Source organism: Shewanella vaxholmensis (assembly GCF_031932135.1).
Classification (GTDB): domain Bacteria; phylum Pseudomonadota; class Gammaproteobacteria; order Enterobacterales; family Shewanellaceae; genus Shewanella; species Shewanella hafniensis.
The window spans coordinates 262,626-286,508 of sequence record NZ_JAUOEV010000002.1 but is presented as its reverse complement, the minus strand read 5'-3'; the positions used below and the strand labels follow the sequence as shown (position 1 = coordinate 286,508).

General features: G+C 47.3%; 18 protein-coding genes. 11 read left to right on the top strand and 7 right to left on the bottom strand.

Annotated elements, in window-relative coordinates; all coding sequences use genetic code 11:
• Positions 1-29: 29 nt before the first annotated feature.
• The 5 genes from Q4Q46_RS03280 (at position 30) to Q4Q46_RS03260 (ending at position 5,417) form a co-directional block, all read left to right on the top strand.
• Complete coding sequence (locus Q4Q46_RS03280) at positions 30-767, top strand: DUF481 domain-containing protein (RefSeq protein ID WP_006080338.1); 738 nt, start codon at positions 30-32, stop codon at positions 765-767.
• A gap of 243 nt (positions 768-1,010) precedes the next feature.
• Positions 1,011-2,480: a sodium:proton antiporter NhaD gene (gene nhaD / locus Q4Q46_RS03275; protein WP_226059532.1), complete on the top strand. Its 1,470-nt coding sequence runs from the start codon at positions 1,011-1,013 to the stop codon at positions 2,478-2,480.
• Positions 2,481-2,629: 149 nt separating this feature from the next.
• Complete coding sequence (locus Q4Q46_RS03270) at positions 2,630-3,379, top strand: winged helix-turn-helix domain-containing protein (RefSeq protein ID WP_071938515.1); 750 nt, start codon at positions 2,630-2,632, stop codon at positions 3,377-3,379.
• On the top strand, positions 3,372-3,920 hold the full coding sequence (locus Q4Q46_RS03265; protein ID WP_011845924.1) for a hypothetical protein: 549 nt from the start codon (positions 3,372-3,374) through the stop codon (positions 3,918-3,920). The genes Q4Q46_RS03270 and Q4Q46_RS03265 overlap by 8 nt, the downstream gene beginning before the upstream one ends.
• A 93-nt stretch (positions 3,921-4,013) precedes the next feature.
• Entirely contained in the window at positions 4,014-5,417 is a 1,404-nt protein-coding gene (locus tag Q4Q46_RS03260) for a hypothetical protein (protein ID WP_311905217.1), read from the top strand.
• On the opposite strand, the gene Q4Q46_RS03255 is transcribed toward Q4Q46_RS03260, so the two are convergent.
• The 6 genes from Q4Q46_RS03255 to Q4Q46_RS03230 all read right to left on the bottom strand — a co-directional run bounded on the left by Q4Q46_RS03255 (position 5,398) and on the right by Q4Q46_RS03230 (position 15,746).
• Positions 5,398-7,635 (bottom strand): PAS domain-containing protein, encoded by a 2,238-nt coding sequence (locus Q4Q46_RS03255; RefSeq protein ID WP_311905216.1) that lies wholly within the window; start codon positions 7,633-7,635, stop codon positions 5,398-5,400. The two genes, Q4Q46_RS03260 and Q4Q46_RS03255, sit on opposite strands and share 20 nt — an antisense overlap.
• Before the next feature lie 188 nt (positions 7,636-7,823).
• Entirely contained in the window at positions 7,824-8,531 is a 708-nt protein-coding gene (locus Q4Q46_RS03250; protein ID WP_311905215.1) for a TatD family nuclease-associated radical SAM protein, read from the bottom strand.
• A gap of 236 nt (positions 8,532-8,767) precedes the next feature.
• On the bottom strand, positions 8,768-11,959 hold the full coding sequence (locus tag Q4Q46_RS03245; protein ID WP_311905214.1) for an efflux RND transporter permease subunit: 3,192 nt from the start codon (positions 11,957-11,959) through the stop codon (positions 8,768-8,770).
• Positions 11,959-13,170, bottom strand: a complete 1,212-nt coding sequence (locus Q4Q46_RS03240; protein WP_107948970.1) for an efflux RND transporter periplasmic adaptor subunit — start codon at positions 13,168-13,170, stop codon at positions 11,959-11,961. Before Q4Q46_RS03240 ends, Q4Q46_RS03245 begins: the two co-directional genes overlap by 1 nt.
• 363 nt (positions 13,171-13,533) lie before the next feature.
• A complete protein-coding gene (srmB, locus tag Q4Q46_RS03235) occupies positions 13,534-14,793 on the bottom strand; it encodes an ATP-dependent RNA helicase SrmB (RefSeq protein WP_311905213.1) in 1,260 nt (419 codons plus the stop codon).
• A gap of 236 nt (positions 14,794-15,029) precedes the next feature.
• On the bottom strand, positions 15,030-15,746 hold the full coding sequence (locus tag Q4Q46_RS03230; RefSeq protein WP_311905212.1) for a tRNA1(Val) (adenine(37)-N6)-methyltransferase: 717 nt from the start codon (positions 15,744-15,746) through the stop codon (positions 15,030-15,032).
• Positions 15,747-16,274: 528 nt separating this feature from the next.
• On the opposite strand from Q4Q46_RS03230, the gene brnQ reads away from it, so the two are divergent.
• From brnQ to Q4Q46_RS03200, 6 genes are all read left to right on the top strand, one after another.
• Complete coding sequence (gene brnQ, locus Q4Q46_RS03225; RefSeq protein ID WP_311905210.1) at positions 16,275-17,687, top strand: branched-chain amino acid transport system II carrier protein; 1,413 nt, start codon at positions 16,275-16,277, stop codon at positions 17,685-17,687.
• A gap of 114 nt (positions 17,688-17,801) precedes the next feature.
• Positions 17,802-18,704 (top strand): site-specific tyrosine recombinase XerD, encoded by a 903-nt coding sequence (xerD, locus tag Q4Q46_RS03220; protein WP_311905209.1) that lies wholly within the window; start codon positions 17,802-17,804, stop codon positions 18,702-18,704.
• 140 nt (positions 18,705-18,844) lie between these two features.
• Entirely contained in the window at positions 18,845-19,570 is a 726-nt protein-coding gene (gene dsbC, locus Q4Q46_RS03215; RefSeq protein ID WP_311905208.1) for a bifunctional protein-disulfide isomerase/oxidoreductase DsbC, read from the top strand.
• Positions 19,571-19,664: 94 nt separating this feature from the next.
• Positions 19,665-21,389, top strand: coding sequence for a single-stranded-DNA-specific exonuclease RecJ (recJ, locus tag Q4Q46_RS03210; RefSeq protein ID WP_311905207.1), 1,725 nt, complete (start codon positions 19,665-19,667; stop codon positions 21,387-21,389).
• A 17-nt stretch (positions 21,390-21,406) separates the two neighbouring features.
• On the top strand, positions 21,407-21,736 hold the full coding sequence (locus Q4Q46_RS03205; RefSeq protein WP_219234420.1) for a hypothetical protein: 330 nt from the start codon (positions 21,407-21,409) through the stop codon (positions 21,734-21,736).
• Positions 21,737-21,769: 33 nt separating this feature from the next.
• On the top strand, positions 21,770-22,210 hold the full coding sequence (locus Q4Q46_RS03200) for a GNAT family N-acetyltransferase (protein WP_311905206.1): 441 nt from the start codon (positions 21,770-21,772) through the stop codon (positions 22,208-22,210).
• 72 nt (positions 22,211-22,282) lie between these two features.
• Here the strand turns inward: Q4Q46_RS03200 and ahpF are convergent, their stop codons facing one another.
• Positions 22,283-23,854 (bottom strand): alkyl hydroperoxide reductase subunit F, encoded by a 1,572-nt coding sequence (gene ahpF / locus Q4Q46_RS03195; protein ID WP_311905204.1) that lies wholly within the window; start codon positions 23,852-23,854, stop codon positions 22,283-22,285.
• Positions 23,855-23,883 lie beyond the last annotated feature (29 nt).

The following is a 23,883-nucleotide window of genomic DNA, read 5'->3' as shown; positions in this document are numbered from 1 at the left end:
TGGATTTAACGGAACAGGAACGGATAAACATGAAAAAAGTACTGACCGCAGCGATATTAATGACTGCACCTTTTATGGCGACTGCAGGGGCCGATTTTGTAAAAGGCGACAAGACATTCGCTGGTGAAGCTGAGTTAGGTGCCACCTTAACCACAGGTAACACTGAAACCTCATCATTTAAGGGACGTTTAAATCTTAAGCATGAGCTTGGCGATTGGGAAAATCAGTACTTACTAGAAGGTTTATACAAAGAAGATACCGGTTCTGTCACCGCGAAACGCTATTTAGCGGGCGCACAGGGTAACTACATGATGACAGACCGTAGCTACCTGTTTGCTAATGCCAGTTATGAAGTCGACCCGTTTACCGGTTATGACTACACCCTATCTGGCGCAGCGGGTTATGGTCATAGACTGTATGACACCAGCAAGACCTTTTTAGATGTTGAAGTGGGTCCGGGTTATATCTATCAACGTCTCGATACTGAGCAAGCGCTTATCGAAGGTTATGACACCAACGACAGCGTTGTTGCCCACGGCGTGATCAACTTCGAAACTGAAATCACTGAAACCTCTAAATTCCAACAGCGTTTCGTTGCCGATTACGGTGACAAGTTAGATGCCCGTTCTGAAACCTCATTAACGGCAAATATTATCGGCGCATTGGCGATGAAGTTTGCCATTATTGTGCGTTACAACAGCGAGCCGCTGGATGATAAGAAAAGCACAGATACCGAAACCAATATGACCTTGTTGTATGCTTTCTAATGCTGTGACACTGATTTAAAACAAAAAAGCACCTTCGAGGTGCTTTTTTATTGGCTGTTTTTAGACTAAGTTGAATATACGTTAAGCTTTTCTTTATTAGCAATATCTGTAGTTATACAAAAATTAATGTTTTAAATGCCTTTGGTTATAGGGTAATGCATAGAAAGTTGCGTTTTATCAACATTTGCTATGCCGAAGCTATGGTAATTTTCGACGTAATTTCCTACGTAGAGATGAACTTTAATGAAATTACAGCGGTTGTTTAAAGGCAGTGGAATGGCGTTGTGGAGTCTATTCTGCGTTGCAATATTGAGCGGATTCTCACCTGCAGCATGGGCTATGACAGAAGGGGCAGATCGGCTTAATTTAACCGCCGCGAGCGTGGGTTATGTCGCCGTCTGTGTGTTTGTGCTGGCTTATATACTTGTGATGGCCGAGGAGACATTACATTTACGCAAGTCGAAACCTGTGCTCGTTGCGGCAGGGATCATCTGGGGCATGATAGGTTTTGTCTATATGCAAAACGGCATGTCCGAAGTGTCGGAAGCGGCATTCAAGCAAAACTTGCTCGAATACGCCGAGCTACTGCTCTTCTTGCTGGTGGCGATGACCTATATCAATGCCATGGAAGAACGTAATCTGTTCGATGCGATCCGCGGCTGGCTGGTGGGTCGTGGTTTTAGCCTGCGAACTGTGTTTTGGTTAACGGGCTTTATGGCGTTTTTCATCTCGCCTGTGGCCGATAACTTAACCACAGCTTTACTGATGTGCGCTGTGGTGATGAAGGTTGGGGCAGGGCAACGCAAGTTTATTACCCTTGCCTGTATCAACATTGTCGTTGCCGCCAACGCGGGTGGCGCGTTTAGCCCCTTTGGTGACATCACGACCTTAATGGTATGGCAAAAGGGCCTAGTGCACTTTGGCGATTTCTTTAATCTGTTCATTCCCGCCCTCGTTAACTTTGCCTTACCCGCCGCCATTATGAGTGTGTTCATCCCGCATTTTGTGCCTGAGCCTGAAAAAGAGCATGTGTACACTAAGCCCGGTGCTAAACGCATTGTGGGGCTGTTTTTACTCACTATTGCTACGGCAGTGTGTGCCCATTCCTTCTTAGGTATGCCGCCTGTACTGGGCATGATGACGGGATTAGGCTTTCTGCAATTCTTTGGTTTTTACCTGCGTAAAACCTTCAATCGTTCCGTTGCTCGCGAACGTGAAAAGGCGGAATTAAGACAAGACAAATTACGCCTGCAGCAACTTGGCAGTGTGGTGCCATTTGATGTGTTCAGCCGCATTTCCCGCGCCGAGTGGGATACTTTGCTGTTCTTTTATGGCGTAGTGTTATGCGTCGGCGGCCTAGGTTTTATGGGATATTTGAGCTTAGTGTCTGAGGCCATGTACTCACATTGGGATGTCACCTATGCCAACGTTGCCGTGGGTTTACTTTCGTCTGTGATTGATAATATTCCTGTGATGTTTGCGGTATTGACCATGAATCCCGATATGGCATTGGGACAGTGGTTACTGGTAACGCTGACCGCTGGGGTAGGTGGAAGTTTGCTCTCGATTGGCAGTGCGGCAGGAGTTGCCCTGATGGGGCAAGCGCGCGGCATTTACACCTTTGGGGCACATCTGCGGTGGACGCCTGTGATAGCTTTAGGTTATGTGGCGAGCATTTTAGTGCACATGTGGTTAAACGCCGCGATGTTCTAACACTGCGTTAGCTTGATTATCGTTTATCGAGACAGGCTTGCGGTTTGTCTCACGAAAATTAACTATTTGCTGGCTTGGGTTAGCAAGATCACATTAATCATTGGTTGGCTTGCATAGACTTAACTCCGTGTTTTTATGGAGTTGAGTTAATGTGTATGCAATTGGGAGACTGCAGGTTTGATCGAGAACGAGGCATGCTGATTGAGTTGTCTCGCGATGAATCTTGGCATCTTTCTCGGGCCGAGTTACAAGTGATCACGTTATTGCTTGAACACCAAGGTCAGTTAGTTTCAAAGCACATGCTAAAAACGGGGGATGGACAAGGTCCGCCATTAACCGATGCCTCTGTGTCCCGCGCCATATCCACGCTCCGCTCCTTTCTTGGCCCTCAGCACGAGGGCTTGATCGAAACCGTTAAAGGCCAAGGTTATTTGTTGCGGCCATCAAACGGCAGCGAATATCGAGGCGTCAATTACCTCAGACTACACACTGTGCCTTTGTGGAGTGCCTTAGTGTTATTCGGGGTGATGTTGGCGTTTTCGGTGTTTTATCTGAAACACACAGATCACAGCAAGCCGACCCAAGCTTTGATGACGTCGATACTGTCGTTAGCCTCGGGTCAGCAAGTGCGCTTGAACTTATATGCCGACTCCAGTGCGAGTAACACCTTACTGTTCGAAATGGGCGAGCGCTTAAGTGCGGGCCTCATTGCCTGTGGCAAGAGCGATTGGGCGGATGTTTATGCGTCTTTATCCCATGACAAACAGGTGCTTAATATGACGTTTCGCGGTGAAAAACTCGACCAGTCAGTGCTCCGCAATATTAGCATCAGCGATTTTTCTCGCCCCAAAGCATTCATCGACTCTGCCTGGCTACGCGAGGTGGATATCTGTGGCTAAATGGCTCAAGTGGACCATCAATATTGTTATTTTGTCGGCCTTGATTGCGGCTTGCGGGGTGATTTATAAACAGTCGGCAACGAGCCGGACCATGATGTTGAGTTGCAGTTCAGAACTGTTTGATCGCCATTCGAGTGCGAATCCCAGTATCAGCGCCAGCAGTGACAATAAATTTTACCTGCTTGTGGACGTATTGATTGCCGCCGACAAAGCGCAAATCAACTACCGTTATTTTAATTTTGATGGCACCAGTGCGGGCCATATTTCGATGCGTGGCAAGGTCGACAGCATTGAGGCCAATAGCATGACTTATAGGGTTGCAGTGGAGACGAAAACTGAATCGGAAATGGAAAAGCAAAAAAATTGGCCAGAACATATGAAATACCTTTCTAACATCAGCAGTTTACCGTTTCGCGATTCTGGGGTGAATAATTTCAGTATTGAAGTGTTAGATATGGATGACACTAAGGATTATGCCGTGGTGTTATTCCAACCCAGCAATACGATTTGTGGATGCCGAATCGTAAATAGCCGAATTTAATCAGTGAATTTGAGTTTATTTCAGTTAAGATTAGTGCTCATTGATTTATGTCTACTGCGATGAGTCTCTGTGAGGGCTCATGAAAAGGGTGTTGTGTCTAAGATACGTGTAAAGCAAGAAGAATCCCTGTCGATTAAGTTCAGCCACCAGATGGAAAAGGGCGATAATCGTCAGCTCGATCTCTATTTCTTTTTACCAAAGGAAATGGGCATAGGCTCGCACACGCTCAATGAAGAAGAGTACTACTACAGCGCGATTGTCGGTCGTCGTTCTTACTATTCAGAAGGCTTACACTTACCTTTGGTACAGGGCCGCTTTGCCAGTTTAAATCGCCGCACCGTTGAAGAATTCAGATTGTACTTGAATCTGTTCGCCTATCAGTTTGCCGTTGCAGTCGAAAACGACGTTAAAGAACTCAATCAAATCACAGATGTGACCCATTTCTATTTTGCCCTCGACGAATTACGCGAACAAGTCGGCCAGTTGCTGAAAAAGTTTCGCCGTAACGAACCAGGCGATCCTAAATGGAAATCCTACTTTGAAAATGCCGACAACTATCTGTCTTGGTTTTGCGAGCAGCAGTTGCTAAAGGTGCTCGCCCATGCAACACGGACCAGCGATTTCAATGATATCCAAGAACGGGTGCTAACACTGTGTCGCAATGAGTGCGCCTATCGGGATGAGCATAACTACAACTCGGCGCAAACTAAGCAAGATCCTAACCGTATCTCAAACAAGATGTTGTTGTTACGACGTTTAATCCAGCAAGGTGTGGTGCTAAAAGAAGAGTTAAAGCCCTTAGGAATTGGCCTTAAAAAGTTCACAACGGGACTGGCAACGGCGTTAGTCATGTTGGTGGTGTCGGCGTTGATAATTCAAGCGCAGGGCGCCTTTAGCGGCTTTACCATTGCCTTAGTGCTGACTTTGGCGGTGATTTACGGCTTCAGGGAAATCTTTAAAGATGACGTACGTAATGCCATGTGGCGTTTTATTCAGCGGGGCAGGCCACGCTGGAGCCGGATTTTGCGCGATACCACCAGTCAGGCGGTAATCGCTAAGCAGTTGGTATGGCTTGAGTTTATGCGTCAGCAAGATCTGCCCGATAAAGTCAGCGAAATCCTAAAACACAGGCATAGCCAAAATAAGGTCGATGCGGAAATCCTGCACTATAAAATCGCCACTAAGGTGAATCAGCATGAGTTCCAAGCGGGATACTCTACTATTCAAGAGCAAGTGAACTTTAGCTTAGTGCCCTTTGCCCGCTACTTAGAGCGGGGTAAGGCGAAGATTTATAAAGAAGTTGAAGGCAAAATCAGCCATGAATCGGTTGAGCGGCGTTATCAAGTCAACTTGATTTTAGTGCTGCGCGATGGTCGCGAGGCCCCGCAGTATATTCGCTACAAAATCACCATGAACCGTTCGGCCATTATTGAAATTACTCAGAGCCAATTGCCCGATTCGGTTAACATGCCCGAATCTACGATTGATGACGAGTAAAGGCCTGACCGATATTTTGATCGTTATTCTGTTTCGCCCGTTTTAGGGCGATTTCGGCATTATTCAGATACTGCTCAAGTGTCTGACCTTCTTGATAACCAGCAATCCCGATACTGATCCCTTCACCTAAGCCATTGCTGTTGAGCTTTTCCATCATATTGAGGGCAAAGTTATGCGCTTGGGTGGCATCTGTATCGGGTAGCATCACCAGTAGTTTGCCTAATTGCCAATGTAAAATCTGATAATTAGCTGGGATTTCAAGCAGTAATTGAACCTCAACTTCTTGCTGACGGTTCGCCAGTTGGTCTATGTCACTCATGTGGCTCAGCATACCTTCGGGATTGATATCCATTAGCAGTAAGCTTGAACTCAGGCGGCTTGGCGGCGGCAGCGAGTTAAAATAACGTTCTAAATCAACTAAGCTCAGCAGAATAGTACTGCGATGGGGCACAAGGCTGCGCTTCTCTGTGCCTCGGCCACGTTCGGCAGCTTGCTCTAAGGTACAGACGATATAATCAATCTCACCATCGGCGGCCACATGGCCCTTCAAGGTCGCCTGTAAACAATTGGAGTGCGCCTGTTTAGGTGAGCATAGAATTTGCCCCTGCCACTGACCTTGCATGGCGATTTGAGCGCTAATTCTTTGCCATTGATTACCTAAATCGTTGGCGAGCAGCGAGGCTAAATCTTGATTTAAATCGCCATTGAGTTGCATTAGTGCATCGAATACGGGGTTGATTTTAATCAGTTTACCATTGGCATCTGTTAGCGCTGTTGCGACTGTGCTATCGCATAAAAGCTCACTGAGAAATGCTTGTTCTTTACTACTGACTAATTCACTGATGTCTTCAAGGGTGATCAATAGATGTGGTGAACCTCGGCTCACCCTTGGTGCTTGGCGGATATGCACTCGCAGTGTGGGGCCGTTGATACTTTCTAGGCTGATTTCACCAGACCATTGACCGGTTTTATGCACTTGCTCCATCAGCTCGGCATAGGTTTTATCATCGAGGCACAAGGTACGTTGTAGATTACGGTCTGTGAGTTCATCGAGTGGCACTAAGGTCGCTTCTGCCGCCTTAGTGTTGGCGCTGATCACCCTGGCGTTTTCGTTGACCATCATAAAGCCAATGTCACTGTTAAATAAGCCATTGGCGACATCGATACTGTATTGGCGTGAACGCTGTTGTAAGCGATACATGTGACTGAGCAGCACAACCCAAGCGGCGAGTACGGTTAAGATTAGCGATGCCACTATGACAATGTTTTGCCACTGGGAAAAACGTGCGGCTATGTCGGAGTTACGCACATAGGAGAGTAAAAAGTATTCTCTGCGGGTTTCTGGCTGGGCGGTAAGCTCGATCTTAAGGTAAACAAAGGTGGCTTCTTCACCGTGGAACTGGCCAAAATTACTCATGGACATATCACGCCACAGAGCGGGATAACTTTGTCTCAAACTTGCCCCTAAGGTTTCAGGCATATTACTTAACGGGGCGAGAGCGCTCGCGCCAGCATAGAGTAATCCCTGGGTGTCGAGCACTAACATAGGCGATTTGTTACTCGAAAAAGCCGGTTTTATGGCTTCGAGCATTTGCACCATAGAGTTGTACGTCACCAGATAACCCATAGAACTTTGATCGGGCTTTTCGAGCCAAGCCATTTGATACATATAGGGTTCTAGCATGCCTTCAATCGGAACAAACTCCAGTGGCGAAGTGTAAACCTCCTTGCCACCCATGTTACGACTCGCGCCAAGCAAGGTTGGCGGTAAGGCATCTTTACTGAAATTGGAAGGAGTAGAGAACTTATAATTGCCTTGGGGATCGTACAGCGCAATACCGAGCAGTTCAGGAATATGCTTCACTAGATCTAGCCAGGCTTCCTGTAATTTGAGTTGTTGCTTGGCGGTAGGATTGCTTAAGTACTGCTTTAGCAGCTCACCATTGGCAAAAATTTGGGTGCGAAATTGCTGAAAAGACACTTTATCAGTGATCAGTGTGCCTATGGTTTGCAGTTCACTGTATCTCTGTGTCGCCCATTCTTCCTGTAGGCGGCGTTCACCTAAGGTAATGATTAAGTTAGTTAAAATGATCATGCCAATTACCAGCATAGAGAGCTGGCTTGCAACGGCTAATAAGCGTTGATGCGACCAATGGATCCCTTGAGTCAAAGAGAGCAGTGGCGCTAGGGGATACGTGCTTGGGTTATTCTTCAGCATGAACCGATAATGAGTGGGTGATCTGTTAATTTCGCTATGTTAACACGAAAGAATTGTTACGACAGTGCCAAGTTACTCAGCAAGATTTCTTGAGTAAAAGTTAAGACGATCACACATGTACCACTCACGTCATCGACAGTGTTATTTGCTTGGGTATTTCAGTCGATTATGGCTTTTTAGAATGCCGTTTAGCCTAAAGCGCCAAGCACCCTATGTTTAAATTCACAGCCGTAGGACTCCACTTGTTCACGGCAGATATCGATATCGACGCCCGTTAATCCTTCGATGGCGGAGACTTGCACCGTTTCAATATAGTGTGGCGCTAAGGCAATAAAGGCATGCACGGCGGCGTAGGAACCGGCGAGTTTTGGGCGGCAATGTTCAATATAGGCAGCTTCATTATCCGCATTGAGTGAAATCGATAAGCTATCAACGCAGTCGGCAAGTTCTGGTAGAATATTGCGTCTATGGACCAGATTGCCTAAACCATCGGTATTAATCCGTACTCGTCCGCCCCTGCGTTTGATCTCTTTTGCCACAGTGAGTAGCGTTGGAAGATTTAAGGTTGGCTCGCCATAACCGCAAAACACGTATTCTTCGAAGTCTTTAACATCGCCAAGCAGAGGGATAATTTCCTCTGGCTTAGGTTGATGGCACAGGGCGAGTTGGTATTCGTGGATTTGTTTACTTCCATTATGTTTTGGGCAGAAAGCGCAGCGCAGGGTGCAGCGACCAGTGATATTGAGGTAACGACTGCGGCGAATGTCATAGACTAGCGTTTCGGTCGCACAGGTTTCATTTGTGCAAACTTCATCTGTAATGTGACCGTTCGCTAGGGTTTCAGTAGTGACAACGTGCGGGTTATCAAGGTGTTGCTTATGCAGATGCTCAGACATAATGATGGCTTCATTCTAACGATAACTGACGACTTGAGCACAGTGTAGCGAAAGCCCGATGGCATAACTGTCAGCTAGATCCCAACTTGAAAGCTCAAACCCACTCACGGCATAGTGACTTTGATGCTGATGTGGAATTGAGTGAGCACAGGCAATAAAAAAGAGAGCCTAAGCTCTCTTTTTAAGGTCCAAGACATTGATTAACTGTCTATCGCTAACTGTCTGTCGTTAACAGCCTATAAATAGTCTTTCTTATAGTCAGTCGTGACAGCTTGCTCAAAATCCGGATGCTTAACGTCTTCATCATTGGTTTTTTTAGGCTGCCACCACCAGTTGAAGAAGCGGCTGCTAGAGCGGCTAACATCGTCGAGTATGATGTACAGCAGCGGCACTAAGATCAGCGTTACTACGGTCGAGAACAGGATACCGAAGGCGAGGGACGTCGCCATAGGGATCACAATTTGCGCCTGCAAACTGCGCTCGAGAATAATAGGCACTAAGCCGACAAAGGTAGTGAGTGACGTTAAGATGATCGCCCTAAAGCGATAACAGCCGGAATCCACTGCCGCCTGTCTAACCGATTGACCTTGCTCCCGCGCACGGTTAACAAAGTCGACCAAAATCAAAGAGTCGTTCACCACCACACCCGCGAGTGCCACTATGCCGCAGAGACTTAATACGCTCATCGCGAGTCCCTGAATCAAGTGACCGAACAGGGCGCCGATAATCCCGAAGGGGATCACCGACATGATGATCAACGGCTGACTGTAGGATTTTAGCGGGATTGCCATCAGTGCATAAATGGTAAACAGCGCAAAGAAGAAACCTTGCATCAAACCGACCATAGCATTCTGTTCATCTAAACTGCCGCCATCTAACGCGGTTTGGATTTTAGGATACTTGGCCTGTAATTGTGGCAGGTAATCTTTTTGGATTTCCTGTACCACTTTTGAAGGTTCAACTATGTTTTTGTTGGCATTTGCCGTGATGGTGATCGCCCGCTTACCGTCAACACGGGTAATTGAGGCGTAGGATTCGCCTTTCTCAATTTGTGCCACGGTCGAGAAGGGAACCGAGGTGCCCGTTGGCGTGCGGATCAGCATGTTTTCCAGATAACCCACAGTGCGGCGCTGCTCTAATGGATAGCGCACCATTACCTTGATCTCTTCTTTATTACGCAAAATACGTTGGGCTTCATAACCATAGAAACCATAACGCACTTGGCGAGCTAAATCGGAAAGGGTCAGGCCAAGGGCTTCCGCCTCTGGACGTATCTTCAGGCGAATTTCATGGCTACCCGAGGAAAAGTTGTCGGCAATATCGTATACGCCTTCATAGCTGGCGAGTTTTTGCTTCAACTCTTTAGAGGCCGCGGACAGTTCATCGAGATCACTTGAGGTCAACCTGAAGGAAATATCGCCACCGGCATCGTTAGTGCTCGCGTTAAAGCTGAGTTTTTTGACCGATAGAAGCTCGGGCAATTGTTCACGCCATGCGGCAGCAATCGTCACACCATCGACTTCGCGGTCTTCACCTTTCGTCAGTTCGGCAAAAATAAAGGCAGAGGTGCGGGAGCTCATATTGATAAAGCTGTGTTTCACCACTTGATAGCCGTTATCTTGCTCCATTTTGTCATTCATCTTGTACAGGGCTTCTTCTATGCTCTGCACCACTTTCAAAGTGTTATCTTCCGAGCTGCCTTCGTCCATTTCCAACTGAACTTGGATAAAGTCCGATGGAATATCTGGGAAGAATACCCAACGCACTTTACCACTGGCGACTAAGGCAATCGACAGGACCAACACACCGATAAAAGCCGCGACCACGTTGTATCTTTGTTTGATACAGCGCTCGAGGAAATTACGATAACTGTGGTGAATAAAGTGCTGCACTCTGTCGTTAAAGTTGGCTTTAAGGCGACCAAAGAATCCCCTTGGCGCGCTGGGCTTTTTAAACTTCATGTGCGCTAAATGCGCTGGCAGGATGAACTTAGATTCGACCAGCGAGAAGGCCAAACAGAGGATGACCACCATGCCGATGGATTTCCAGATAATCCCCATAGGGCCAGAAACCATTAACATGGGAATAAAGGCCGCAATCGTGGTTAATACCCCGAAGGTCGCGGGCATTGCCACTTTTTGCGCGCCGCGGATCACGTTTTCAACCGAGTGACCGTGGCGTTCGACTTCTGTGTAGGCGCTCTCGCCGATGACAATCGCATCGTCCACCACTATCCCGAGCACTAAGATAAAGGCGAACAGGGTTAACATGTTGATCGTCATTGAGAAAGGTTCGAGCGGCATGATCAGCATAGTGCCGAGGAAGCACACCGGCAGACCCATCATGACCCAAAACGCCAACTTAAGATCGAGGAACATAGCTAGGATGATAAACACCAACAAGGCACCGTAAAACATGTTCGACATCATCATGTTTAAGCGGCCTTTGAGGTAGTGCGTCATATCACCCCAAGTATCGAGTTGCGCGTTGGCGGGAAGCGTCGCACGGCGATCCTCGACGTATTGTTTTACTTGAGCGGCAATGTATAAGGCATTTTGATCATCAACACTGGTGACTTCGATAATCGCGGCCGGTTTACCGTTAAAGCGGGTGTATTCCAAACGTTCTTCAAAATCATCTTTGATAGTCGCCACTTGCGGCAACATCACCCGGCTACCGTCGGGGCGAGTGGTGACGACGATATTGGCAAAGTCATCCCCCGTGTAGGCTTGGCCTTTAGTGCGCAGCAGGATGTCGCCATCTTGGGCACGAATCGAACCGCCGGGTAAGTCAAAGGAAGAGTTTTGCACTGCTAATGCAACCTGCGAGAAAGTCAGGCCGTATTCACGTAATTTATTCTCAGAGACTTCGATGCCGATTTCATAATCGCGTACCCCTGTCACTTTGGCACGGGTCACGGCTGGCAGTTGGGTTAAATCGTCACGTACTGACTTAGCCAACTCTTTCATATCGTGCAGTGTCATATCACCATAGACGGACACCCAAATGACGTTATTTTCAGGTTTAATCTGATAGATATTGGGTTTTTCGATGTTCACAGGGAAGGTCGAAATCGCGTCTAACCTTAGCTTGGCTTCATCGAGCACGGTTTGCACTTCGTAACCGTCTTCAACTTCTACTGTTATTGAGCCAACCCCTTCGCTCGCCACTGACGTGACCTTCTTGATACCGTTGATATCTTGGATGGCTTCTTCAATCTTGATGTTGATGCCTTCTTCGATTTCCTGTGGCGCCGCGCCCGGATAGGCGACGGAAATATTCAGTAAATTGAGTTCAAAAGAAGGAAAAACCTCTTTATTGATCAAGACAGTGCTAAACAAGCCGCCGACGAGCAATGCCCACATTAACAGGTTCGCGGCCACACTGTTGCGGGCAAACCAGGCTAAGATCCCTTTTTGAGTGTCCATTATTTCACTCCAGTGGCCGCAAGACTCGACTCAGGCGTGTCTTCTTTTGGCGTCTCAGTCGGCAATGCCGCTTCACCTAAGACCTTGACCAGTTGACCGTTTGCCATGCTGTTGAAGTGAGTGGTGGCGACGCGCTCGCCCGTTTTTAGACTGTCCTTGATATACACATTGTCGAGATCGCTACGAACGATATTCACATGGCGCATTTCAACAATATTTTTGTCGTTAACTAAGGCGACGTGATCGTTACGAACCACATGCCGAGGTAGTTTAACTATGCCATCGACGGTGCGACCTTTGATGACCGCATTGACGAAGCTGCCATATTTAAGCGGTAAGCTGCCAGCAACTTTATTGGCGCGCAGGTAAGGGTCTTTGATTTCAGCGACTAAATACACCATGCGATTTTCAGCATCGATCACGCCTTCGCTGCGGATAATATTGCCATCCCAAGTATTTTCTTTACCCGCCAAAGAGGCGCTCAGCGTCACTTGAGTATCGGGATTATCAACCGATTCTAAATAGGCTAGATCGTCATTGGAAATCGGTAAGCGGATTTCAGCAACACTAGTGTCGTAGAGTTCTCCTAGATTTGTACCTAAGCTAACATACTGACCTAAATCGACATTGCGCGCTTTGATTATGCCATCGAACGGCGCGCGGATAACCGTGCGCTCAAGGTTACGTTGGGCACGCGCCAGTGCTGCTTGCGCATATTTAACGTTGGCTTGCTCTTTTTTAAGCTGTGGAATACGCAGACCTAACTCTGGGGGTAAGCCCTTGTCGTAGCCTTTGAATTCGATTTTAGCGACTTCACCGCGGGCAATTTCTTCGTTCAGTGCCGCGGTGGCTTGGGCCAGTGTCGCTTCGGCTTGCATCAAATCAGCCTCGTAATCTGAGGGCTCTATTTGCGCGAGTTGTTCGCCTTTCTTGACTATGCCGCCCGCCACAAAATTAGGGGAAATGGTCAGCATTCTGCCCTGAACTTCGGTTACCAGTTGGGTTTTATATTTTGGATTAACCACACCGTAGGAAGGTAAGTTTAGCGATACCGTTTGCTGAGTCACTTGCGTCACATCAACGATAGGAATGGGCATCTCTTCAGGTTTTTGTTCTGGCGCTTCCTTGGTTTGCATTAATATTTTTGCGCCTAAGCCAAATAGCAGCAAAATTAATAAAGGAGATGTTCTCCTCAGTAGAGTCTTCATCATATTATTGTTACATCCATGCTAATCGCGTAATGGGGTTAAAGTAGCAGAGTCGGCCGCGCCAATAAATTTATTTTTGTAAATTAAATGTGTCTAAAAGTGATGTTTTGACACATGTGCTCAATAGGTACCGATGCTTTGGCGAAAATTAGAGCAGGGGAATGATGAAAGGTTCACTTAGGTGATTGGAATATATTGAAATAAGAATGAATACGCTTGCGGATTTGCAAATCTAAATGGGCCGTATTTCATGCTCTATATTTTGTGATTAGCTTTTACTCGCCAGTTGATTTATTGCATTGAGTTAAATTTAGGTAATAAAAAAGCCGCATATAGCGGCTTTAGTTGGATGATTTCAAGCAGAGGTTACTTCTTCTTGCGGGCGATTTTACTCGCTTTCTTCGCCGCTTCTTTCTTGCTGGTTTTCTTCGCTGCTTCTTTGGCTTTCACTTTGGCTTTTTTCTTACCTGGAGTCCGCGCTTCTTTGTTCTTTGGACGCAGCTCTTCGATCACGCGGCGTTTCAACGGTTGCTCGATATAACGCTCGATTTTACCGACGATACGCATATCGTGGGCTTCGGCCAACGAAATCGCAGTGCCTTTGGCGCCAGCGCGGCCAGTACGACCGATACGGTGAATATAGGTATCGGCAGAGCGTGGCATGTCGAAGTTGATCACATGGGTAATATCATCGATATCGATACCGCGTGCAGCCACATCGGTTGCCAACAAGACGTTCACTTCACCTTTAGTAAAACGACTTAAGGCTTGGAAACGTTTTTTCTGTTCCATATCGCCACGCATGAATGCGCAGGGAATGCCAACTTTCAGTAACTGGCCTTCTAAGCTAGAAACGATGTCGCGGGTTTTTACGAACACGATAGTCCGTTTCACATCTTCTTGGCGCAGCAGATGACATAGCAGGGCAAATTTATGCTCTTTATCATCGGCTAAGTGGAGCCATTGGTGGATCTTGGCTTTTTCACTGCGAGGGGCTTCAACATCGATTTCAATCGGGTCGTTTAACACTTCGCGGGCAAAACGTTGCACGCCGCCGCCTTCTAAAGTGGCAGAGAACAGCATGTTCTGCTTGCGGCCTTGGGCTTCGATAGCAATCGCTTGCACCACAGAAGAGAAGCCCATGTCTAGCATGCGGTCTGCTTCGTCGATAATTAAGATATCGACTTCTTGGGCGTTGAAATTGCCTTTGTCTAAATATTCCATCAGGCGGCCAGGGGTCGCGACCAGAATATCGACGTTGCCCGCTAAGGCTTCTTCTTGTGGTCCGTAAGGCACACCACCAGTCACTATTGCTATGTCTAAACCTTGGCCTGTGGCTAAGTGACACGCATAACGGTGGATTTGGCTGGCTAACTCACGGGTTGGCGTGAGGATCAGGATACGTGCTTGCCCTGCGAAACGGCGGGGGAAGTCGATTAAATGTTGCAGCGATGGCAGTAAAAAGCTCGCTGTTTTACCTGTTCCTGTCGGGGCGCGCGCGAGAATATCTCTTTGCTCTAGGGCATAAGGGATAGTTTCTTGCTGAATAGTGGTGGGTGAATGATGCCCCATGGCATTAAGCGACTCTAATAAGCTAGGGTCAAGCTGGAAATCTTCAAATTGCATGCGCAGCGTCTCGACGGATAATAGCGAAGCATTATAAAGGTTATGGCGGTTAACTTAAATAACTTATCTAGATCTCCGGTGTTTATCTTCTTAGTCGGTAAAGTTTTATGGTGATAGGCATAAGTTAATTACTTTAAACTCAATGTATTAGCATTTAATTTTGGGAGAATTAGCCCCTTCGTTACCTTTGCCAAACTTAGTGGCCTTTACTTAACGTGTCAGGGCTGGACTCGATATCAGTATTTAAGGTAAAAATCTCGGATCAATTGCACCATGGTTTGGGTGTATTGGCCTGAAAGTTCTCGAATAGTGATATCACTGCTCTTAGGGGCAATTTGAGGGTGAGTCTTGTGTGCGAGTACGCAGAGTACTCGATTGGCGCTTTTTCCTACAATACTGATAAGGTTAGTTATTTCTATCAAACTAAGCTGTGAATGCGCCAAAATCTCATTGAAACGCGCCATGCTCTGCATGGGTAATATGAGGCTTGCGTTTCCTTGCGGTGCTAGGCAGACATGAATGGCATCGAGTAGCGCGGTAAAACTTAAGCTATCTGTGTGACGGGCCATAGCGCGCTGGGATTGTATCGCTTGTGTGCCTTGCTCAAAATAGGGCGGATTACAAATGATGTGATCAAAATACTCTTGATACTCAATATGTTGACAAAAGTCTTGGATGCTGCTGTTGACTAAGGTGAGTCGATTCGCCCACGGACTATTGTGGAAGTTATGCTGGCAAGCCTCGGCTGCACTGGTGTCTAACTCGACACTGGTAATGTGTGCTTGGCTGCGCTGCGCTGCCATTAAACTGAGTAAGCCGCTGCCAGCACCAATATCTAACACTGTTTTTGCTGCGGTCAGTTGAGCCCACGCGCCTAGGACGACACTGTCTGTGCCTACGGCCATGCCGCAATTCATATCATCGATATGAAATTGTTTAAAAGTGAATGCCATGGAGAGTTAATTTTTGCCGTTCTAAGGTGGTTAGGCCCAATATTGGGCGGGCATTATTCTAATTCTAGCCCTCGTTTTTAGCCAATGCTTTTAAACAGAAGATGTTGCGCTAGATGTATGAATTTGTGTCGGCATAAGATTTTATTTTTTAAGGCGCAATACAGATTTTACTTAATTAACGCTTTATTTTATTGCCTTAGAAACCTTTTCTTAGCAGTTAATTAGCATTATTTCGCTTTTTTTATCCTAACGGTCTTGTTGTCTTGTATTGGTGCTTTAAGTCTGGTATTAGTTTCGCCCCCATTTTTAATCACTTTTATGATTAACGGATAGGTAAACGAGTTTAGTGGTGAATTAGTAGTCAGTGCAGCTGCGCAAAAGTTTGTCATAGATTATAAACTCGACAGATATCGAACATATTTACCACGGAATTGTGTAAACAAAGATTTGCACTCCGGATGGGCTTTGTTTTAGCTATGGCTAATCGACACATAATCACTTAAGTTTGTAAAAAAACAATAAGACAAGATGGGGCTTCCAGTGCAAGACAATCAGATGAGTATCGCAGATACATTGGGCTTAGGTTTTATGACCTTCGCATTCTTTTTAGGGGCAGGTAACCTAATTTTTCCACCGTTCGCGGGAATGTTAGCGGGCGGTAATATGCCCCTCGCCATGTTGGGTTTTTTGATTACCGCCGTAGGTTTACCTTTAGTTGGACTGATTGCTGTCGCTAAGGCTCAAGGTAAGGTTATGGCTATGCTGCCAGTATTTGCAGCAACGACATTGGCTATCGCGATTTATATCATTATCGGCCCTGCGTTTGCTGCGCCGCGTACCGGTTTAGTGGCTTACGAGATTGGCGCTAAGCCCTTTATCGATGACACCACGGCCACATTTTTACTGGGCAGTTTAGAACTGAATCTGTCGCAACTGCTATACACCATGTGTTTCTTTACCGTCACTATGTTATTGGCGCTTTTCCCTGGCAAGCTGCTCGATAGCGTAGGTAAAGTATTAACGCCTATTTTATTGATCTTGTTAGTTGGATTGGCTGCATCTGTGATGTTTTTACCCGCATCCGAAGTGGGCCAAGCCGTAGGCGATTATCAAAACCATCCGCTGACCAAAGGTATTTTGGAAGGCTACAACACTATGGATACGTTAGCGTCCTTGATGTTTGGTATGCTGATTATCGATATCCTGCGCAAAAAGGGGATTGATCAACCGAGTGCTCAAACTAAATATCTGATCCGCGCCGCCTTTATTGCTGCCGCTGGTTTAGCCTTTGTGTATGTGTCGCTGTTCTTTTTAGGTGCGACCGCAGGCGATATCGCCATCGGTGCTAAAAATGGCGGCGAGATCTTAACAAACTATGTGACCCGTGAATTTGGTGATTTAGGCTCAGTCTTACTGTCATCGGTCGTGACTTTAGCTTGTTTAACCACTGCTGTTGGACTGGTGAGTGCATGTTCTGAGTTCTTTAATGAGCTAATGCCTAAACTGTCTTACCGTTTCCTGGTGATCTTTTTAAGCTTGATATGCGCTGTGATTGCGAACGTGGGCCTTACGCAGCTTATCGCCATCAGTATTCCTGTGTTGATGACAATTTATCCTGTGGCAATCGCTTTAGTGGTTGTGACTTTCCTGACCGCTTATTTTGCCAATCCGCAGTTTGCACACCGTGCAGTACTGAGTGTGGCACTGTTTTTCGGTATCTTCGATGGTCTTAAAGTGGCAGCGAAAAGTTTGACTGGCGCTGATGGTCAAGCGGTGAATGGCATAGCGCAGGGCTTTATCCATGTCGTAGATGTGATGTCTCCCGTGTTATCTAAGCTGCCACTCTATGAAGAAGGCATGGCTTGGTTACTGCCAACGATTGCAACCATAGTACTGTGTTTAGTGTTTGGCGGTGGCCGCGGTAAAACTGCGGCGGCCTAAGTCCTGTGCTCGCGTATTTACGCTGGACTCAGCTAAGCTGATGTAGGCTTACGTTTAGTTAAGTTAATATCAACGGCGTATCATTTGATGACGCCGTTTTTTTATGGAGTATTTGTGCCTAAGACATATCAGCCCGATCCGCTCATTGATGTTTTTCTTGATGATCTCTGGTCGAGCAAGGGACTGAGTGACAACACCTTATCGGCCTATCGCACCGATCTGCGCCATTTTGATCGTTATCAAGCTCAGCAAGGGGTAACGCTGCTCGCGGTTTCACAGGCCGATGTCAGAGCGTACTTAGCCTTTAGAGTCGAGCAGGATTTTGCGCGCACCAGTAGCGCTCGGCTGCTCAGCAGTTTACGGCGTTTCTATACCTATTTAGTGCAGACCAAACAGATTTCAGCCGATCCAATGGCCCTAGTTGAGTCGCCCAAATTAACCCGCCATTTACCCGATTCATTGAGTGAATCACAGGTCGATCGCTTATTGTCTGAGCCCAATGTGGAAGATGCGGTCGAATGTCGCGACAAAGCCATGCTAGAGCTTTTGTACGCCACAGGTTTACGGGTGAGTGAACTCGTTGGCCTAACGATGGAGCAGATGAGCCTGCGCCAAGGCTTAGTGCGCATTGTGGGTAAGGGCGGCAAAGAACGCCTTGTGCCGCTGGGTGAATTAGCCGTTACTGAGGTCGAGAGCTATTTGAAGTTTGCCCGCCAAGAGCTGCTAGGTAATAAGCAATCCGATGTGGTGTTTCCGTCAAAGCGCGGGCAGATGATGACGCGGCAAACCTTTTGGCATCGAATTAAGTTGTATGCCCTGCGTGCGGGGATTGAAATCGCATTATCACCGCACACATTGCGCCATGCTTTTGCTACCCATTTGCTCAATCACGGTGCCGATCTGCGGGTGGTGCAATTGCTGTTAGGCCATAGCGATCTGTCGACCACGCAGATTTATACCCATGTGGCGCGGGCAAGGTTGCAGGAATTGCATCAACAGCATCATCCAAGAGGCTGAAAAAGGATTTAGTTACAGCATAAATTTGCTTTCCGCGCGGCTTGTCTGTAACTTTTTGCCACCATACGGGGTCTATTAAGTATATCGCGTTTGAACGACCTCAAAATCTCCTCGTCGAGACCCAATTTATAGGATGTCCCATGAAGTTAACCCGAGCATTATCTTTAATTTTTGCCCTTGTTGTAGCTCCTCTTGCTCACGCCGCAACAGCGACCTCGCCAGATACCGCTGCTATTAAGCAAAAACTGACTGAGATGTTGGATGTTGAAGTCATTTCTATGCAGGATTCGCCGATTGAGGGTTTGTATCAAGCCATGACCAACCGCGGCGTGCTCTATATTAGTCGTGATGGTTCAAAACTGTTCCACGGCAGTTTGTATGACCTAGATAAAGGCATGAAAAACTTAACGGAAGCGGCATTAGCTGGCCCACGTTTAGAAATGATGAAGCCGCTTGAAGACCATATGTTGGTTTACAAAGCCAAAAATGAAAAACACGTGGTCACTGTATTTACCGATGTCAGCTGTGGTTATTGCCGTAAATTGCACAGCCAAATGGCCGATTACAACAAGCTTGGCATTACCGTGCGTTACTTAGCCTTCCCACGTGCGGGCGTGCCGTCAGCCAATGCCGACGAAATGCAAGCCATCTGGTGTGCTAAAGATCCATTAAAAGCCATGACAGAAGCTAAAGCTGGCCAAAAAGTATCTGCCGCCACCTGTGATGCAAAAATTGCTGAGCAATATGCTTTAGGCACCACCTTTGGGGTGAATGGTACGCCGGCAATCGTGTTAGAAGATGGCAATATGATCCCAGGTTATCAACCTCCTGCGGACTTATTACGCACCTTAGAAGCACGTCAGTAACAGTCAAAATAATCAAATTTATCCCACTAAAGGTGAGCTTAAGGCTCACCTTTTTGTTATCTTATCGCCACGATTTCATGAGAGTTTGAGTCCCTTGATCCATAAGATAGTCCGTCGCCCAACCGTTGATGATAGCCATTTACCTGCTCATCTTTCGCCGCTATTGAAGCAGCTTTACGCTCGCCGCGGTGCGCTCACCCACGAATGCGAACTTGTCCTTAAGGGTCTATTAAGGCCTGAAACCATGAAAGGCTTGCCCGAAGCTGCGGCGCTTATTGCCGATGCCATGCAGGCGAATAAGTCGATTCTGATCGTCGGTGATTTTGACGCAGACGGCGCCACATCGACCAGCGTATGTATGCTGGCGCTACGGATGATGGGGGCGGTAAAAGTGGATTATTTGATCCCCAATCGCTTCGATTACGGCTACGGCTTAAGCCCTGAAATTGTTGCGGTTGCGGCCTCTAAACAGGCTGAAATGCTGATCACTGTCGATAATGGCATTTCATCGATTGATGGCGTTGCCGCAGCCAAAGCCTTTGGTATGCAAGTGGTGATTACTGACCACCATTTACCAGGACACGAATTGCCTGCTGCCGATGCGATAGTGAACCCGAATCAACCCGATTGCCCATTCGCGAGTAAATCGATTGCCGGTGTCGGTGTCGCCTTTTATTTGATGACAGCATTAAGGGCTGAACTGCGAACGCGAAACTGGTATCAAACGCGCGGTATTGCTGAGCCTAATCTAGGGACGCTGCTCGATATCGTCGCCCTCGGCACCGTTGCCGATGTGGTATCGCTGGATGCTAATAACCGCATTTTAGTCGAAGCGGGTTTGCAGCGCGTGCGAGCGGGCCGCTGCCGTGTGGGCATTACCGCACTGCTTGAAGTGGCGAAGCGAAATCCGGCGCGTATCGTTGCATCAGACTTTGGTTTTGCGGTGGGCCCAAGGCTCAACGCCGCAGGCCGGCTGGATGAAATGGCGCTTGGGGTCGAAACCTTACTCTGTGAAGACATGATGTACGCGCGGCGTATGGCGGCCGAGCTCGATGGGTTAAACCAAGAGCGCCGTGAGCTGGAAGTCGGCATGCAGCAGGAAGCCTTAAAAAGCCTTGAGCACTTAAAGCTCAACGAAGACGAGTTACCTTGGGGTATCGCGCTATTTCAAGAAGATTGGCACCAAGGCGTCATTGGTATTTTGGCCTCGCGCATTAAAGACAAATACCACAGACCCGTGATCGCCTTTGCCGATGCCGGCAATGGTCAAATTAAAGGCTCGGCGCGTTCAATCAAAGGCTTGCACATGCGCGACTTGCTCGAGCTGGTCAACACGCGCCATCCGGGACTGATTATCAAATTTGGTGGTCATGCAATGGCGGCGGGTTTATCGCTCAAAGCGGGCAGTTTTGCGATATTTGCTAAAGCCTATGATGATGCAGTGCGTGAGCAGCTTAAACCTGAGTTGTTAACGGGCGAGCTTTGGTCCGATGGCGAACTCACTCCAGCAGAGTTGAATCTTGAAATGGCTCAGTTACTGCGTAATGCGGGACCTTGGGGACAAGCTTTCGAAGAGCCGTTATTCGATGGTTACTTTACGATAGTGCAACAACGTCTTGTCGGTGAGCGCCACCTTAAGCTCGTACTCGAAACCCAATGCGGCACTGTGATGCTCGATGCCATTGCCTTTAATGTGGATTTGCACACTTGGCCAGATGCGACGATTAATCATGCTCGTGTTGTGTATAAACTCGATGTGAATGAGTATCGCGGCAATTTTTCGCTGCAACTTATGGTTGAGCAAATCGAAGCTATGTAAGATGACAAGGAGTGAAGTTGAAATCATTATCCGATAAAAAAATCCGCCAGCTACTTAAACGTTTTGCTTGGATATATGTTGTCTGCTTAAGCATTCCGTTTATCTCAACCTTACTCACTACTAAGGCTCAGGGGCAAATGCTACTTATGGGGATTTGGCCCGCAGCCTCCTTGTTTTACTTTCTCACTTACCGTTATTTAGCTAAATCCTTTAAGTATGAAATCAATCGCCACTTAGCCTTTAGTTATCATGGCGGTGGCACTTTAGCGGGGGCTTTGTATTCGTTAGCTAAAGTGGTGTTATTGGCGATGGCATTTATGATATTTATGAGTGCCAATAACACCTGAACTGACGTTAACGGAAAATTTCGGAGAAAGGAAATGCAGCAGGAAACAGGATACAGAGTCAGTACAGATCAAGCTGAAATGAATCTTGAGGTTATCCATGGCTTTATTAGTAATAGCTATTGGGCGCAGGGCATGCCAAAGGCGCTGCTACAAAATGCGTTAGCCAATAGCCTGTGTTTTGGGGTATTTGATAAGGACAATCAACAAGTGGCTTTTGGCCGCTTAATCACAGATAAAGCCACTTTTGCCTATCTTGCCGATGTGTTTGTACTTGAGTCGCACCGTGGCTTAGGTTTAAGCAAGTTGATGATAACAGCGATTCTTGAACATCCTGAATTACAAGGTTTAAGACGGATAATGTTAGCCACCCGCGATGCCCATGGACTCTATGCGCAGTTTGGATTTAAAGCGGTCGACACCCCTGAAATGCTCATGCAAATTAGGCCCGCTAAGCCTTATCAATGCCTTAGTTAACATCTAAAAAATAGCCAGCAAATGCTGGCTATTTTTTTGCGTTAGCTTTGATGTCTGTTGACGAGTTAAGCCTTAAGCTGCTTTGGTCGCGGCGGTTTCTTCATCGCTGTGGCGAATTAAGTAATCAAATGCGCCCAGTGATGCGGTCGCGCCGCTGCCCATGGCAATGATAATTTGCTTGAAAGGTGAGTTAGTGACATCACCTGCGGCAAAAATACCAGGGACTGAGGTTTGGCCTCGCTCATCGACTATGATCTCGCCCCTTGGGGTTAAATCGATAGTGCCCTTTAACCATTCCGCATTCGGTACTAGCCCAATCTGCACGAAGATACCTGCAAGTGCGACATGGTGACTCTCGCCAGTGGCTCTGTCTGTGTAGTTCAGGCCATTAACCCGAGTACCATCGCCAGTGACTTCAGTGGTCATGGCTTGGGTAATGATTTTAATGTTACCCATAGAAGCTGCTTTACGTTGCAGTACATCGTCAGCGCGCAGGGTTTTATCAAATTCCAGCACAGTCACATGTTCTACTATGTTCGCAAGATCGATAGCCGCTTCGATACCTGAGTTACCGCCGCCGATCACCGCCACACGCTTGCCCTTAAATAACGGGCCATCACAATGTGGGCAGTATGCGACGCCTTTGCCGCGGTATTCTTTCTCGCCGGGGACGTTCATTTCACGCCAGCGGGCACCTGTGGCTAACAATACGGTACGGCTACGTAATTTAGCGCCGCTTGCCAGTTCAAGCTCGAATAAACCGTCAGTCGTCAATGACACGGCTTTTTGGTTGTCCATGATGTCAACTTCGTAGTCTCGTACATGGGCTTCAAGGTTTGCCACTAGCTTTGGACCTTCGGTCGCTTTGACCGAAATAAAGTTCTCGATACCAACGGTTTCAGCCACTTGTCCGCCAAACTTGTCGGCAACAATACCGGTGCGAAGTCCTTTACGTGCTGCATAAATGGCTGCTGCTGCGCCGGCTGGGCCACCGCCAACGACTAAGACTTCGAATGGCGCTTTTTCATTAATTTCATCGGCCTTACGGCTTGCGGCATTGGTATCCAGTTTATTGAGGATCTCGCCAATGCTGATACGGCCGGCTGCAAACACTTCGCCATTTAAGTAGACAGAAGGCACAGCCATAATGTTTTTGCTGGTTACTTCTTCTTGGAACAGGGCACCGTCGATCATCACGTTGGTGATATTCGGGTTAATAGCCGCCATCATGTTCAGTGCCTGTACTACGTCTGGGCAGTTTTGGCAGGTCAGTGAGACGTAAGTTTCAAAGGCATATTTGCCTGGCAGATTGCGGATCTGCTCAATAATATCATCGCTGAGTTTGATTGGGTGTCCACCCGTGTGCAGTAATGCCAGCACGAGTGAGGTAAATTCGTGACCCATAGGCAGACCAGCAAAGCTGATTTGCGTATTAAGCTCTGGGTTAATCACTGTCATTGCCGGGGTGCGTTCGCCCTGAACTTCTTTCAGGCTCACCAGAGAAGATAGGCTGACAATATCTTGCGCTAAGCTTTTTAATTCTTGAGACTTTCTACTCTCATCTGCAGACACGACAAGTTCAACTGGTCTCTTGAGGTTTTGCAGATAGGTTTGCAGTTGATTTTTTAAATTCGCATCTAACATGTGATGACTCCAAAATAGCTTAAAAGGGA

Coding starts and splice junctions, on each gene's coding strand:
- dsbC (WP_311905208.1), top strand. CDS start 18,845: ATGAAGTTAACCCGAGCATTATCTTTAATTTTTGCCCTTGTTGTAGCT.
- nhaD (WP_226059532.1), top strand. CDS start 1,011: ATGAAATTACAGCGGTTGTTTAAAGGCAGTGGAATGGCGTTGTGGAGT.
- Q4Q46_RS03200 (WP_311905206.1), top strand. CDS start 21,770: ATGCAGCAGGAAACAGGATACAGAGTCAGTACAGATCAAGCTGAAATG.
- Q4Q46_RS03255 (WP_311905216.1), bottom strand. CDS start 7,635: ATGCTGAAGAATAACCCAAGCACGTATCCCCTAGCGCCACTGCTCTCT.
- srmB (WP_311905213.1), bottom strand. CDS start 14,793: ATGCAATTTGAAGATTTCCAGCTTGACCCTAGCTTATTAGAGTCGCTT.
- brnQ (WP_311905210.1), top strand. CDS start 16,275: ATGGGGCTTCCAGTGCAAGACAATCAGATGAGTATCGCAGATACATTG.
- Q4Q46_RS03240 (WP_107948970.1), bottom strand. CDS start 13,170: ATGATGAAGACTCTACTGAGGAGAACATCTCCTTTATTAATTTTGCTG.
- Q4Q46_RS03280 (WP_006080338.1), top strand. CDS start 30: ATGAAAAAAGTACTGACCGCAGCGATATTAATGACTGCACCTTTTATG.
- Q4Q46_RS03230 (WP_311905212.1), bottom strand. CDS start 15,746: ATGGCATTCACTTTTAAACAATTTCATATCGATGATATGAATTGCGGC.
- Q4Q46_RS03250 (WP_311905215.1), bottom strand. CDS start 8,531: ATGTCTGAGCATCTGCATAAGCAACACCTTGATAACCCGCACGTTGTC.
- Q4Q46_RS03245 (WP_311905214.1), bottom strand. CDS start 11,959: ATGGACACTCAAAAAGGGATCTTAGCCTGGTTTGCCCGCAACAGTGTG.
- ahpF (WP_311905204.1), bottom strand. CDS start 23,854: ATGTTAGATGCGAATTTAAAAAATCAACTGCAAACCTATCTGCAAAAC.
- Q4Q46_RS03270 (WP_071938515.1), top strand. CDS start 2,630: ATGTGTATGCAATTGGGAGACTGCAGGTTTGATCGAGAACGAGGCATG.